Below are 12,551 nucleotides of genomic sequence, written 5' to 3' on the forward strand. Positions count from 1 at the left end.
GATGTCGACGTTTTCGTTTCGTGCCGCATCGCTCTCGCTGGTTGTGTCTCGCTCGCTTCGCGCCATAACGCTGGCGCTGGCTTGCACGAGCGCCGTGTTGGCGACGGGCTGCGCGAGTCTCGCGCCGCCCACGCCTGTCACGCCGCCGGACGGCGCCAGTGTCGAGCACTATCGCGGTCGCTTTGCGGTGCGTTACGAGCAAAACGGCGAGGCGCGCAATAGCTACGGCAATTTCGATTGGCAGCAAAGCGGCGAGAACGCGACTGTCCAACTGCTCGACCCGCTTGGGCAGACGCAGGCGATCGTGCGCGAGAATCCGCGAACGGCATCGCTGGAATTGCCCGGCAAGGCACCGTTGACGGGGCCGCGTCTCGAAGACGTCATGCACGATGCATTGGGCTTTGCACTGCCGGTAGGCGGTCTGCGCTATTGGCTGCGCATGCAGGGTGCACCGGGTTCACACGCGAGCATCGAGCGCGATCCGCAGACGCAACGCCCGACCCATTTGAAGCAGGACGGCTGGACGATCGATTACCAGGCCTATTTCGACGGCTCGCCGCTGCGGGTCAAACGCATTGATCTCTCGCGCGACCTCGACGGCTCTCCGCTCGCCGTCCGGCTGGTGATCGACGAGTAAGTCCCAGGCGTCTTGCCTGATTCTCTGATTCGCTTTCGCTATGGTGAGGTCGATACCCGCACGGGCATCGTCACCACGACGGTGCTATCCTTGGCGCCGCCCCGTCAGGCATATGTCGGCATCGTGAGCGCTCCTGAGAGTGCGGCTTCTTTGTCGATCGAACTGCATCGGGACCGTCTTCCCCTTTTCCGGCTACCCGCGTCGCGACATCGCGCTGCGGGTAGCCGATAGCCATCGTTTCGCATTGCCATGTACGAAATCCTGCGTGACTGCCCGGCTCCGGCCAAGCTGAACCTGTTCCTGCACATCGTGGGACGCCGGCCCAATGGTTATCACGAGCTGCAAACCGTCTTCCAACTGATCGACTGGGCCGATACGCTGCATTTCGAGCGCCGGAGCGATGCCCGGATTGTGCACACGAACCCGCTGCCGGGCGTGCCGCCGGAGACCGATCTGACCGTCCGGGCAGCCCGTTTGCTTCAGGCACATTGCGGCGTGCACTTCGGCGTGGACATCGCCATCGAGAAGCGACTGCCGGCCGGCGGTGGTATCGGCGGCGGCAGCTCCGATGCCGCGACGACATTGCTCGCACTCAATCGCATGTGGCAACTCGATCTGCCGCGCGCAGAACTCCAGACGCTCGCGTTGAAACTCGGTGCCGATGTGCCGTTTTTTGTTTTCGGCCGCAATGCCTTTGCCGAGGGGCTGGGCGAGGAGTTGTACGCGGTGGATTTGCCGCAGCGACACTTCCTCGTTGTGAACCCGCGCGTACACGTCGCGACAGACAAAATATTTCGTGATCCCCTGTTGACAAGGGATACGAAGATCGTCACAATGGCGTTCTTTCTTGAGCACGCCAGCGAAAACATGCTCGAAACGGACGAAATTTTCCGTAACGACATGCAGGCGGCAGTGACTCGAGAATACGCGGAAGTCGCTGCGGTGATTGACTGGTTCAGAACCTTCACCACGGCACGCATGACGGGATCTGGCGCCAGTGTGTTTGCGGTATTCGACACGAAGGCAGACGCAGAAGCCGCATGCAAGCGATTGCCGGAACGCTGGCTCGGTCAAGTGACTACCAGCCTGGCCGAACATCCGATGTTCGGATTCGCGTGAAATGGTTTTACTTTGTTGCGTTTCCTACGACGCAGCAAGGGCATCGGTTAGTGTAGGGGAGTCGCCAAGTTGGTTAAGGCACCGGATTTTGATTCCGGCATACGAGGGTTCGAGTCCTTCCTCCCCTGCCAATTTCTCTGTCGCGCAGTGTCAGCATTCAAACGTTCCGCAGGTAGCCAGATGAGTAGTGATAACCTAATGGTATTCACCGGGAACGCCAATCCCGCCCTGGCCCAAGCGGTCGTCGACACTCTCGGTATTCCGCTCGGCAAGGCGATGGCGAGCCGGTTCTCCGACGGTGAAATCCAAGTCGAAATCCAGGAAAACGTGCGTGGCAAGGACGTCTTTGTCCTCCAGTCGACGTGCGCTCCGACCAACGACAATCTGATGGAACTGATGATCATGGTCGACGCGCTCAAGCGCGCTTCTGCCGGCCGGATCACCGCTGCCATCCCGTATTTCGGCTATGCCCGTCAGGATCGCCGCCCCCGTTCGGCGCGTGTGGCGATCTCGGCGAAGGTCGTCGCCAACATGCTGCAAATCGCAGGCGTCGAGCGCATCATCACGATGGATCTGCACGCCGACCAGATTCAGGGTTTCTTCGATATCCCGGTCGACAACATTTATGCGTCGCCGCTGCTGCTCGCAGATGTGCGCGGACAGAACCACGAAAACCTGCTGGTGGTGTCGCCGGACGTTGGCGGTGTGGTGCGTGCCCGGGCGCTCGCAAAGCAACTGCACTGCGATCTGGCCATCATCGACAAGCGTCGTCCGAAGGCCAACGTGGCCGAAGTGATGAACGTCATCGGGGAAGTCGAAGGCCGTACCTGCGTCATCATGGATGACATGGTCGACACCGCCGGCACGCTCTGCAAGGCTGCGCAAGTGCTGAAGGCGCGTGGCGCACAGAAGGTTTATGCGTACTGCACGCACCCGGTGCTTTCCGGTGGTGCTGCGGCGCGTATCAATGCCTCGGAGCTGGACGAAGTGGTCGTGACGGATACGATTCCGCTGCGCGAGGACTCAAAGGGCGGCAAGATTCGCCAGTTGAGCTGCGCCAATCTGCTCGCCGAAACGTTCTCGCGTATTCGTCGCGGCGACTCGGTGATGTCGCTGTTCGCGGAATAAGCGTTCGGTAGAATTTTGCGGCGGCGCCTGTGTGGCGCCGTTGTTATGTCGGCGGGGAGCATCTCCCCGCCTTTGTCGTTCCTGAAGCCTGCGTTTTTGGGCATGGTATTCGGGAAGAAATCGCTGCCTGGTCGCGGGCAGTACAAGGAGTTGTTATGAAAGTCGTCGCTTTTGAGCGTAATCTGCAAGGTACGGGTGCGAGCCGCCGCCTGCGCAATGCCGGTAAGACCGCGGGCATCGTGTACGGTGGTAATGTCGATCCGAAGCTGATCGAACTCGATCACAATGCCCTGTGGCACGCTCTCCGCAAGGAAGCCTTCCACTCGTCGATTCTCGAGCTGGAAATCGCTGGCAAAATCGAACAAGTGCTGCTGCGCGATGTGCAGTACCACCCGTTCAAGCAACTGGTTCTGCACGTGGATTTCCAACGTGTCGACCCGAACAAGCCGATCCACATGAAGGTGCCCCTGCACTTCCTGGGTGCTGAGAACGCCCCGGCTGTGAAGCTGGCGTCGAACGTGATCAGCCACACCATGAACGAACTGGACATCAACTGCCTGCCGGGCAAGCTGCCGGAATTCCTGGAAGTTGACCTGTCGAAGCTGGAAGCCGGTCAATCGGTGCACGCCAAGGACGTCAAGCTGCCCGCCGGCGTGACGCTGACGCTGCACGTCGAGCAAGAAAACCCGGCAGTGGCGCAAGCCGTTCAACCGGCTGGTGTTGCTGCTGACGAAGCGGCTGCCCCGGCGGCTGCCGAAGGCGAAACGCCGGCTGCCTAAGCCTCGTGCGTTAGCTTTCAGCGGCGACGCTGGACGCAAGACCCGCCGCGACATCATGTCCGGCGGGTTTTTTTATTGGCGGCGCGTAGACCTGACGGCGAACGCGCCAAGATCCTGATACCGAAATGATCAAGCTGATCGTAGGGCTCGGCAATCCGGGCGCCGAATATACAGCGACGCGTCACAATGCCGGCTTCTGGTTCGTCGACGCGCTGGCGCAGCAATGCGGCGCATCGCTCACGAACCAGAAGAACTTCCACGGCTTCGCTGCGCGTGCGCGCATCGCCGGTCAGGAAGTGTGGCTGCTCGAGCCGCAGACTTTCATGAACCGTTCGGGACAGTCTGTCGTCGCGCTCGCGCGCTTCTACAAGATTCTGCCGGACGAGATTCTCGTCGTGCACGACGAACTGGATCTGCTGCCCGGTAGCGTGAAACTCAAGCGGGGCGGCGGCAGCGGCGGTCACAACGGCCTGAAGGACATTGCGGCACACCTGACGACGCCCGAATTCTGGCGCCTGCGCCTGGGCATCGGCCATCCGCGCACGCTGCAACCGGCGGGCAGCCAGCAGCAGGTGGTGGACTTCGTGCTCAAGCCGCCGCGCAAGGAAGAGCAAGCGCAGATCGACGACGCGATGTCCCGCTCGCTCGACATCGTCGATCTGGTCGTCAAAGGCGACATGGAAAAGGCGATGATGCGTCTGCACGCCACGCCGGGGAAGTAAGACGAAGCAGAAAAACGAGCGGCGGTTCGCCGCTCAGGCAGTCTTGTTGGCTTGCAGGTGGGTGTACTTCTCGAGCAGTTGCTCGGGCGTCTCGACGTGTTCGGGGTTGATGGGAATGCACTCCACCGGACACACTTGCACACACTGCGGTTCATCGAAGTGACCGACACACTCGGTGCACTTGTTCGGATCGATCTCGTAGATCTCGACCCCCATCGAAATTGCGTCGTTCGGGCACTCTGGCTCGCACACGTCGCAATTGATGCATTCATCGGTAATCATCAAGGCCATACGGCACCTCCAGTCGTATCGCAACGCCGGCCAGCCCACAGGCCCCGGCCGGCGCACACGATACTCATTCCTTCGCCGACAGGTCGCCGACTTTCGTCACCAGCCATTTTTCGACGGAAGGAAACACGAACTTGCTGACGTCGCCGCCCAATTGCGCGATCTCGCGCACGATCGTGCCCGAGATGAACTGGTATTGGTCGGACGGCGTCATGAACATCGTTTCCACGTCGGGCAACAGATAGCGGTTCATGCCTGCCATCTGAAACTCGTACTCGAAGTCGGACACGGCACGCAAACCGCGCACGATGACGCGGGCCTGGTGCTTACGCACGAAATCCTTGAGCAGCCCGGAAAACCCTTCCACGCTGACGTTCGGATAGTGACCCAGCACCTCACGCGCAATGTCGATGCGCTCATCGAGCGAGAAGAACGGCTTCTTGTTTCGGCTATCCGCCACACCGACAACGAGCTTGTCGAAGATGCCCGCCGCACGGCGAACCAGATCTTCGTGTCCTCGGGTAAGCGGGTCGAACGTCCCCGGATAGATCGCCACTACCATGCCAACGTCTCCTCGCGGCTGGGGACCAGTGCTACGTACTTATTCATTGTGGTCTCTAGGTTTTCGGAATCGATTCAAGCAGATGATAATGCACCGCTCCGGCTTTCGCCCGGCGCAGGCACACGAGGTCGAGTGCTGCGAGCGCGTCGTCGTCCAGCGGGCGGTCGGATTCGGCGTAAATCACACCGTTCGGGGCCAGCAGGCGGGCTGCGGGCGCCAGCAGGTCGTCCAGCCAGCCGCTCGCAAACGGGGGATCGAGAAACACCACGTCGAAAGCCCCAGGTGCGAGTGTGGTTATCAGGCGCCTCGCGTCGGCCTGCACGATCTCGATCTGGCTCGCACCGAGCTTCGCCTGATTGGCGCGAAGCTGCCGTACGGCCGGCGCGGCGTGTTCGATCATCAGCACCCGTGCAGCACCCCGCGACGCCGCCTCGAACCCGAGCGCACCGCTTCCGGCGAACGCGTCGAGACACTGCATGCCGCTCAGATCCTGGCCGAGCCAGTTGAACAGCGTTTCGCGCACGCGATCGGGGGTAGGTCGCAGACCGTCGCCCGAGGGCACCGGCAACGGCGTACGCTTCCACTGGCCGCCGATGATGCGCACCTGCTGTGGCGCGCCGCGTGCCACGTTACCTGCACCGGACTTCATACCGTCCTCCGCGACACAGCCCTGCCGATTGCACCGCCACCCGGGCAAAAATGAGTTCGCGTGCACCGCTGCGCACGCCAGAAATCCAAAATCATGACATTTCACGCTACATTGTTGAGGCGAAACATACCACATCGCCCGCAATGGCCGCCTCACAAGGGCACGCAACCCGTCAGGCGATGCGTCAGCCCCGGCGGGCCGGTGTCGGACAATGCCCGATGCCGCACGAGGAACTCGCCTACCCGCTCAACAGGAAACCGCCCGACTTGCCATGACCGATGCCGCTATCGAGGTAACCGAACTATGCAAGGCCTACGACGGCCGCCCCGTCGTCGATCACCTGTCGCTGCGCGTGGCACCGGGCGAATGCTTCGGTCTGCTGGGACCTAACGGTGCCGGCAAGACCACCACCCTGCGTATGCTGCTGGGTCTGGTCACCCCCGACGCCGGTGAAATCCGCCTCGGCGGCATGCCCATCCCGCGACTGGCGCCGCAGGCGCGACGCCGCGTCGGTGTCGTGCCGCAATTCGATAATCTGGACCCCGACTTCACCGTGCGCGAAAACCTCGCCGTTTTCGGCCGCTACTTTGGGCTCTCTTCGGCTGACCTTCGCGAACGTGTGCCCGCTCTGCTCGCGTTTGCGCGTCTCGAATCGAAAGCGAATGCCCGCGTCAGCCAGCTCTCGGGCGGCATGAAACGACGTCTCACCCTTGCCCGTGCCCTCGTCAACAATCCCGATCTGCTGATACTCGACGAGCCGACCACCGGTCTCGACCCGCAAGCCCGGCACCTGATCTGGGAGCGGCTCAAATCGCTGATGAACGAGGGCAAGACAATTCTGCTCACGACCCACTTCATGGAAGAAGCCGAGCGCTTGTGTCATCGCCTCTGCGTGATCGATAACGGTCGCAAGATCGCCGAGGGCACGCCACCTGACCTCGTCGCCCGGGAGATCGGCTGCGACGTCGTGGAGGTGTTCGGCGACGTGCCGCAGGCGTTGCTCGCCCGGCTCGCTCCGCTCACCGAACGCCTCGAAACCAGCGGCGAGACCCACTTCTGCTATGTGCGCGACGCCGCCCCGGTCGTGAACGCGCTGCAAGATCAGCCCGGCGTGCGCTATCTGCATCGGCGCGCCAATCTGGAGGACGTTTTCCTCAAACTCACGGGCCGGGAGATGCGCGATGACTGAGCACGATCGACACGGCCCCGGTAGTTCTGCCCACGCGGAAGGCGCCGCTGCCGCCACGGCGAGTGCACCTCGCACCACCTCACCGAAGGGACATCCTCCCGACGCGCCCCGCTATCTCCCAGGGATCACGCCGTGGACGGGCGTCTGGCGGCGTAACTTCCTCGTATGGCGCAAGCTCGCCATTGCGTCGATGTTCGGTAATCTGGCCGACCCGATGATCTACCTCTTCGGGCTGGGATTCGGCCTCGGGATGATGGTCGGCGACGTCGACGGCACCTCGTACATCGCATTTCTCGCCGCCGGCACTGTGGGGTCGAGCGTGATGTTCTCCGCGAGCTTCGAGTCGATGTACTCGGCCTTCTCACGCATGCACGTTCAGCGCACATGGGAAGCGCTGATGCACACACCGCTCACATTGGGCGATGTGGTGCTTGGCGAAGTCGTATGGGCGGCCAGCAAGGCGGTGCTCTCGGGCCTCGCCATTCTGGTGGTGGCGTGCGTACTCGGCTATGCACGCATCGACAGCCTGCCCGTGGTGTTGCCTGCGGTTCTGCTCGCGGGTCTGGCGTTCGCGAGTCTGGCGATGGTAATGACGGCGCTCGCGCCGAGCTACGACTTCTTCATGTTCTATCAAACGCTCGTGATGACGCCGATGTTGCTGCTCTCCGGCGTGTTCTTCCCGCTGTCGCAACTCCCGGCAGCGGCACGTCACGTGACGGAGTGGTTGCCGCTCGCCCATGCCGTCGCGCTGATCCGTCCGGCCATGCTCGGACGCACCATCGATCTGCCGTGGCTGCATGCCGGCGCACTCGCCCTATACGCCGTCGTCGGATTCGCCGTCGCACTGGTGTTGCTGCGCCGGCGGATTCTCCGGTAGCACTCATGGCGTGTGCACCAACGCTCATTGTCACCAACAAAAAAACGGCACCGGGAATCTCCGGTGCCGTTTTTCGTTCATCGTGCCAATCATGCGACGTGTGCCGCGATACTGCGATTACTTCGCCTTCACGGCCGCAACAGGCTTGCCGCTCGGCGCAGCGGCGCCAGCGCTGGCCGCACCGAAGACGTCGTTCGGGCCCACGACCACGGTGACAAGCCGCTCCGGCTGCACGTGACGCACGAAGGCATCCCGTACCTGCGCTGCGGTGACGGCTTGAACCTTGTTGGTCCACGTGTCCAGATAGTCCAGCGGCAGATTATAGAAGCCGATGGCGGCAACGTTCGCCAACAGTTTGCGATTGCTGTCGAGGCGCAGCGGGAAGCCATTGATCAGGTTGTCCTTTGCGGCCTGCATCTCCTCATCGGTCGGCCCGTCCAGCACAAATCTGTCGAGCGTTTCACGCACGACCTTGAGCGCTTCGGGCGCTTGCTCACGTCGCGTCTGCAAGCTGATCTCGAAGGGCCCCTCCTGCAACTGCGGGACGAAGCCGCTCGACACGCCATACGTCAGACCGCGCTTCTCGCGCACTTCTGCCGTCAGACGCGAGACAAACCCGCCGCCGCCCAGCACGTAGTTCCCCACGAGCAACGGGAAGTAGTCGGAATCACTCCGGGCCACCGATGCCTGTCCGGTCACGATGTGTGCCTGCTCGGCCGGATGCGGCAGATCGATTTGCACCGCGCTGCGCAGCGCCGCCACAGGCGGCATGGCCGGCGGCGTCACCCCTGCCGGCATCGCATCGATCAGCGTGGCGACGAGCTTCTCCGCCTGCGGACGATCGATGTCGCCGACGATCGTGACAACTGCCCGCTTCGGGCTGTACATATCCCGGTAGAAGCGCACCACATCTTCGCGCTTCACGGCCTTGACGCTGGCCACCGTCGGACTCACGCCATAAGGATGGCTCCCGTAGATCGCGCTGCGAAACGCCTTCTCGGCAATCGCCTCGGGCTTCGTGTCGGCTTCGGCAATTGCCGCAGCCAGACGCGCGGCTTCACGCTTGAGCACCAGGTCGGGGAAGGTCGGATGTTGCAGGAACTGCGCCATCGTGCTCACCGCGGCATCGCGCTCGGTCGCCGAAGATAGCGTGCGCATGGTGACGGTCGCCGCATCGCGTCCGGCACTCGTCGATTCCATCGCGCCCACGTCGGCAAAGCGGTCGGCAATCTGCGCTTCGCTCAACGCCGGGCGCCCCCCCGCAGCGAACGCCCCGGAATCGAGCAGACCTGCCGTGAACAACGCCAGTCCGGACTTGCCCGGCGGATCGTAGCGGCTGCCCGCGTCGAAATCGATATTCACATCGATCATCGGGATCGAACGGCTTTCCACGAGCAGGACCTTGGCGCCCGACGGCGAGACCCAGCGTTGAATCGGCAGCGCCGCCTGGGCGCCGAGGGGCATCACCGCCACCAACACGCCTGCAGCAACAGAAGCCAGAAGGCCCGTACGCGCAGGCACCGAGAACGCACGCAATAGTGCGGAAATTTTCATCATCGTGTGGCCTCTCTCAGCGCATGTTCTTCAGGTCTTCCGCCCCTTGGGCGCGGCGCTTGCGTGTCGCTTCGTCGATCGGCTGCGGCACGAGCGTCGCCACCGTCAGCGACTCGTCGCCGAAATACTTGCCGGCCACCGCCTGCACCTGCGCGGGCGTCACCGCCTTCACCTTCTCGAGCATGCGATCGATCTTCCGCCACGAGATCCCCGACATTTCGTTCAGACCGATTTCCATCGCCTGACCGAAGACAGAGTCCCGCTTGTAGATCTGCGAAGCCACGACTTGCGCCTTCACGCGCCCCAGCTCTGCCTCGGTCACGCCGTGTGCCGCGATGTCGGCCACCTGCGCACGCAACGCCTTCTCGATCTGCTCGGGCGTCTTGCCCTGTGCAGGCGTGCCATCCAGGATAAAGAACTGCGGACCACGGCCCACGCCGTCGTAACCGGCGCCGACATCGTTGGCGATGCGTTGTTCGCGCACGAGACGGCTCGTCAGACGCGCATTGCCATAGCCGTCGAGCACGGCGGCGAGCACTTGCAGCGCATAGACATCGTCATCCTTCTCGATGTCGGTCAGGCGCGGCGCCCGCCACGCGAGCATCACGTGCGGATTCTCGGCAGGCGCTTTTACGAATATCCGGCGCACGCCAAGTTGTGCCGGTTCGTTCTGCGCACGGCGTTCCGGCAACGCACGCTGCTTGAGCGGACCATAGTACTTCTCGGCGAGTTGCTTGACCTGCGCCGGGTCCACATCGCCGCTCACCACCACCACGGCATTGTTCGGTGTGTACCAACGCTCGTACCAATCGCGCGCGTCCTGCACGGTCATGTGCTGCAAGTCGTCCATCCAGCCGACGATCGGGCGGCGATAAGGGTTGGCGATGAGCGCCGTGGCCATCAACTGCTCGTAGAGCAACGCGCGCGGCTGGTCGTCCGTACGAAGACGGCGCTCCTCCATGACCACTTGAATCTCTTTGGCGAACTCGTCGGCCGTGAGCGTGAGATTGGCCATGCGATCGGCCTCGAGACGCATCATCTCCGGCAAGCGCGACTTCTCCGTCTGCTCGAAGTACCCCGTGTAGTCCTTGCTGGTGAACGCATTCTCCCGGCCCCCGAGGGCGGCGACCTGACGCGAGAACTGGCCCGGCCCGACCGCCCTGGTGCCCTTGAACATCATGTGTTCTAGCGCATGGGCCACCCCTGTCGTGCCATTGAACTCGTCGAGCGAGCCAGCGCGGTACCAGACCACATGGGCGACCGTCGGTGCCCGATGATCTTCGCGCACGATCAGCCGCAGGCCGTTCGATAGCGTGAATTCCGAAGTGTTATCCGTCGTTTTGCTGCCCGCGGTGTCCGCAGCATGGCTCAGGCTCATTACACCGGCCAAGGTCAGTCCGACCAAGGCATGTCGCCAGCGCATGGTTCCCGTCATGGATCCCCTTTCGCCCGTCATGGACGTCGATACGCGTCTGATAAAATACGTCGCATTTCCCGCGTCGGAAATCACGACTCGCCCATTGTAGGGCGTTTTGTGCGGCGCGAATGGCAAGACAAATCACAGACGCACGCCGACCGCGCGCGCCCACGTCGAGTTCTTCACCCCATGTTCAGCTTCTTCAAGCGCTTCAAGTCAGGCGGCAACAAGGCTGCCGAGACGAGCCCCGCATCGGCCGAATTGCCAGAGTCCGTCGAATCGGCAACATTGCCGGAAACGCCCGCACCCTCGGGCACTGCGGTTGAACGCAGTGCCGCGCCGGCCGAGGTTGCGCAGGCCCAGCCCGCCACGCCTGCGCCGCTCACCCCGCCGCCGCCTGTCGTGCCGGCCGCTGCACCCGCTGCCCCCCCTGCCCCGGCAGCCGCTACACCACAGGCACCAGCCGCGCCGGTGGACACGCCGCGTGCGCCCGTCAGCCCTATCGAAAATACGGCACATTCCGAGCCGTCGCCGGCGAATGTCCCAGCATTCGACACGCCAACGCAGCCCACGCTCACGCCTGCCCCGCAAATTGCGGCAGAACCCGTCGCGCCGGCCCCGGCACCGGTCGTCGTGAAGGATTCGCACGGCGAAGCCATCGGCGAGATCGTAGCCGCCCCCGCGCCGGCGCCGGCTGCCAAACGCTCCTGGCTCACGCGCCTGAAGGCCGGCCTGTCGAAGACGAGCGCTGGCCTCACCGGCATCTTCGTCGGCGTGAAGGTCGACGAAAACCTGTTCGAAGAACTCGAAGGCGCTTTGCTGATGAGCGACGCGGGGGTCGAAGCCACCACGTTCCTGATCGAAGCGCTGCGCAAGAAGGTCAAGGCCGAACGGCTGACCGAAGGCGAGCAGGTCAAGCGTGCCCTGCACGATCTGCTGGTCGATCTGTTGCAGCCGCTGGAGCAAAGTCTCGTACTCGGCCGCGAAGCGCCGATGGTCGTGATGATCGCGGGTGTGAACGGCGCAGGCAAGACGACGAGTATCGGCAAGCTCGCCAAACACTTCCAGCACTATGACCAGTCGGTGCTGCTCGCCGCCGGCGACACCTTCCGTGCAGCGGCACGCGAGCAACTGACGATCTGGGGCGAGCGCAACAACGTCGCCGTCGTCTCGCAGGAGAGCGGAGACCCCGCCGCCGTCGTGTTCGATGCCGTGAATGCCGCTCGCGCCCGCAAGATCGACATCGTGATGGCCGACACGGCCGGCCGCCTGCCGACGCAGTTGCATCTGATGGAAGAACTCAAGAAGATCAAGCGCGTGCTCGCCAAGGCCGCCGACGGCGCACCGCACGAAGTGCTGCTCGTGATCGACGCCAATACAGGCCAGAACGCGCTCGCACAGGTCAAGGCATTCGACGACGCGCTGCAACTCACTGGTCTCATCGTCACCAAGCTCGACGGCACGGCCAAGGGCGGCATTCTCGCCGCGATTGCGCGTCAACGTCCGGTGCCGGTGTACTTCATCGGCGTGGGCGAAAAGGTCGAAGACCTGCAACCGTTCTCGGCGCGCGAATTCGCCGACGCGCTGCTGGGATAAACGCTTCCCGCAACACGCGTCCCAAGACAAACGG

Annotated in this window: 13 protein-coding genes and 1 tRNA gene; 9 read left to right on the top strand and 5 right to left on the bottom strand. The window is 63.1% G+C overall.

The window, feature by feature from the left end:
- Position 1 precedes the first annotated feature (1 nt).
- From C266_RS18675 to pth, 6 genes are all read left to right on the top strand, one after another.
- Positions 2-637, top strand: coding sequence for an outer membrane lipoprotein LolB (locus C266_RS18675; protein ID WP_081636361.1), 636 nt, complete (start codon positions 2-4; stop codon positions 635-637).
- 249 nt (positions 638-886) lie between these two features.
- Complete coding sequence (gene ispE / locus C266_RS18680; RefSeq protein WP_010804800.1) at positions 887-1,756, top strand: 4-(cytidine 5'-diphospho)-2-C-methyl-D-erythritol kinase; 870 nt, start codon at positions 887-889, stop codon at positions 1,754-1,756.
- A gap of 54 nt (positions 1,757-1,810) precedes the next feature.
- Positions 1,811-1,887, top strand: a tRNA-Gln gene (locus C266_RS18685).
- Positions 1,888-1,936: 49 nt separating this feature from the next.
- Positions 1,937-2,884: a ribose-phosphate pyrophosphokinase gene (locus C266_RS18690; RefSeq protein ID WP_010804799.1), complete on the top strand. Its 948-nt coding sequence runs from the start codon at positions 1,937-1,939 to the stop codon at positions 2,882-2,884.
- A gap of 155 nt (positions 2,885-3,039) precedes the next feature.
- Positions 3,040-3,663, top strand: a complete 624-nt coding sequence (locus tag C266_RS18695; protein ID WP_010804798.1) for a 50S ribosomal protein L25/general stress protein Ctc — start codon at positions 3,040-3,042, stop codon at positions 3,661-3,663.
- Between the two features lie 125 nt (positions 3,664-3,788).
- Positions 3,789-4,385, top strand: a complete 597-nt coding sequence (gene pth / locus C266_RS18700) for an aminoacyl-tRNA hydrolase (protein WP_010804797.1) — start codon at positions 3,789-3,791, stop codon at positions 4,383-4,385.
- Positions 4,386-4,418: 33 nt separating this feature from the next.
- Here the strand turns inward: pth and C266_RS18705 are convergent, their stop codons facing one another.
- The 3 genes from C266_RS18705 to rsmD form a co-directional block, all read right to left on the bottom strand.
- Entirely contained in the window at positions 4,419-4,676 is a 258-nt protein-coding gene (locus C266_RS18705) for a YfhL family 4Fe-4S dicluster ferredoxin (protein ID WP_010804796.1), read from the bottom strand.
- Positions 4,677-4,740: 64 nt separating this feature from the next.
- Positions 4,741-5,235, bottom strand: coding sequence for a pantetheine-phosphate adenylyltransferase (coaD, locus tag C266_RS18710; protein WP_010804795.1), 495 nt, complete (start codon positions 5,233-5,235; stop codon positions 4,741-4,743).
- A 55-nt stretch (positions 5,236-5,290) separates the two neighbouring features.
- Positions 5,291-5,884: a 16S rRNA (guanine(966)-N(2))-methyltransferase RsmD gene (gene rsmD, locus C266_RS18715; RefSeq protein ID WP_010804794.1), complete on the bottom strand. Its 594-nt coding sequence runs from the start codon at positions 5,882-5,884 to the stop codon at positions 5,291-5,293.
- Between the two features lie 271 nt (positions 5,885-6,155).
- Here rsmD and nodI point away from each other — a divergent pair, with 271 nt between their 5' ends.
- Together nodI and C266_RS18725 are read left to right on the top strand one after the other, a co-directional pair.
- Positions 6,156-7,073, top strand: a complete 918-nt coding sequence (gene nodI, locus C266_RS18720; RefSeq protein ID WP_010804793.1) for a nodulation factor ABC transporter ATP-binding protein NodI — start codon at positions 6,156-6,158, stop codon at positions 7,071-7,073.
- Positions 7,066-7,950 carry an ABC transporter permease gene (locus tag C266_RS18725; RefSeq protein ID WP_010804792.1) on the top strand — a complete coding sequence of 295 codons (885 nt, stop codon included), beginning with the start codon at positions 7,066-7,068 and terminating at the stop codon, positions 7,948-7,950. Before nodI ends, C266_RS18725 begins: the two co-directional genes overlap by 8 nt.
- A 117-nt stretch (positions 7,951-8,067) precedes the next feature.
- Here the strand turns inward: C266_RS18725 and C266_RS18730 are convergent, their stop codons facing one another.
- On the bottom strand, positions 8,068-9,507 hold the full coding sequence (locus C266_RS18730) for a pitrilysin family protein (RefSeq protein WP_010804791.1): 1,440 nt from the start codon (positions 9,505-9,507) through the stop codon (positions 8,068-8,070).
- Positions 9,508-9,520: 13 nt separating this feature from the next.
- Positions 9,521-10,939, bottom strand: coding sequence for a pitrilysin family protein (locus C266_RS18735; RefSeq protein WP_010804790.1), 1,419 nt, complete (start codon positions 10,937-10,939; stop codon positions 9,521-9,523).
- A gap of 171 nt (positions 10,940-11,110) precedes the next feature.
- Between C266_RS18735 and ftsY the strand changes: the two genes are divergently transcribed.
- Positions 11,111-12,517 carry a signal recognition particle-docking protein FtsY gene (ftsY, locus tag C266_RS18740; RefSeq protein WP_010804789.1) on the top strand — a complete coding sequence of 469 codons (1,407 nt, stop codon included), beginning with the start codon at positions 11,111-11,113 and terminating at the stop codon, positions 12,515-12,517.
- Positions 12,518-12,551: the final 34 nt, after the last annotated feature.

This window comes from Pandoraea sp. SD6-2 (assembly GCF_000389825.1).
Lineage (GTDB): Bacteria > Pseudomonadota > Gammaproteobacteria > Burkholderiales > Burkholderiaceae > Pandoraea > Pandoraea communis.

Bases quoted from the DNA above. Each gene is read 5' to 3' on its own strand.
- C266_RS18675 (WP_081636361.1), top strand. From the start codon at position 2: ATGTCGACGTTTTCGTTTCGTGCCGCATCGCTCTCGCTGGTTGTGTCT.
- ispE (WP_010804800.1), top strand. From the start codon at position 887: ATGTACGAAATCCTGCGTGACTGCCCGGCTCCGGCCAAGCTGAACCTG.
- C266_RS18690 (WP_010804799.1), top strand. From the start codon at position 1,937: ATGAGTAGTGATAACCTAATGGTATTCACCGGGAACGCCAATCCCGCC.
- C266_RS18695 (WP_010804798.1), top strand. From the start codon at position 3,040: ATGAAAGTCGTCGCTTTTGAGCGTAATCTGCAAGGTACGGGTGCGAGC.
- pth (WP_010804797.1), top strand. From the start codon at position 3,789: ATGATCAAGCTGATCGTAGGGCTCGGCAATCCGGGCGCCGAATATACA.
- C266_RS18705 (WP_010804796.1), bottom strand. From the start codon at position 4,676: ATGGCCTTGATGATTACCGATGAATGCATCAATTGCGACGTGTGCGAG.
- coaD (WP_010804795.1), bottom strand. From the start codon at position 5,235: ATGGTAGTGGCGATCTATCCGGGGACGTTCGACCCGCTTACCCGAGGA.
- rsmD (WP_010804794.1), bottom strand. From the start codon at position 5,884: ATGAAGTCCGGTGCAGGTAACGTGGCACGCGGCGCGCCACAGCAGGTG.
- nodI (WP_010804793.1), top strand. From the start codon at position 6,156: ATGACCGATGCCGCTATCGAGGTAACCGAACTATGCAAGGCCTACGAC.
- C266_RS18725 (WP_010804792.1), top strand. From the start codon at position 7,066: ATGACTGAGCACGATCGACACGGCCCCGGTAGTTCTGCCCACGCGGAA.
- C266_RS18730 (WP_010804791.1), bottom strand. From the start codon at position 9,507: ATGATGAAAATTTCCGCACTATTGCGTGCGTTCTCGGTGCCTGCGCGT.
- C266_RS18735 (WP_010804790.1), bottom strand. From the start codon at position 10,939: ATGACGGGAACCATGCGCTGGCGACATGCCTTGGTCGGACTGACCTTG.
- ftsY (WP_010804789.1), top strand. From the start codon at position 11,111: ATGTTCAGCTTCTTCAAGCGCTTCAAGTCAGGCGGCAACAAGGCTGCC.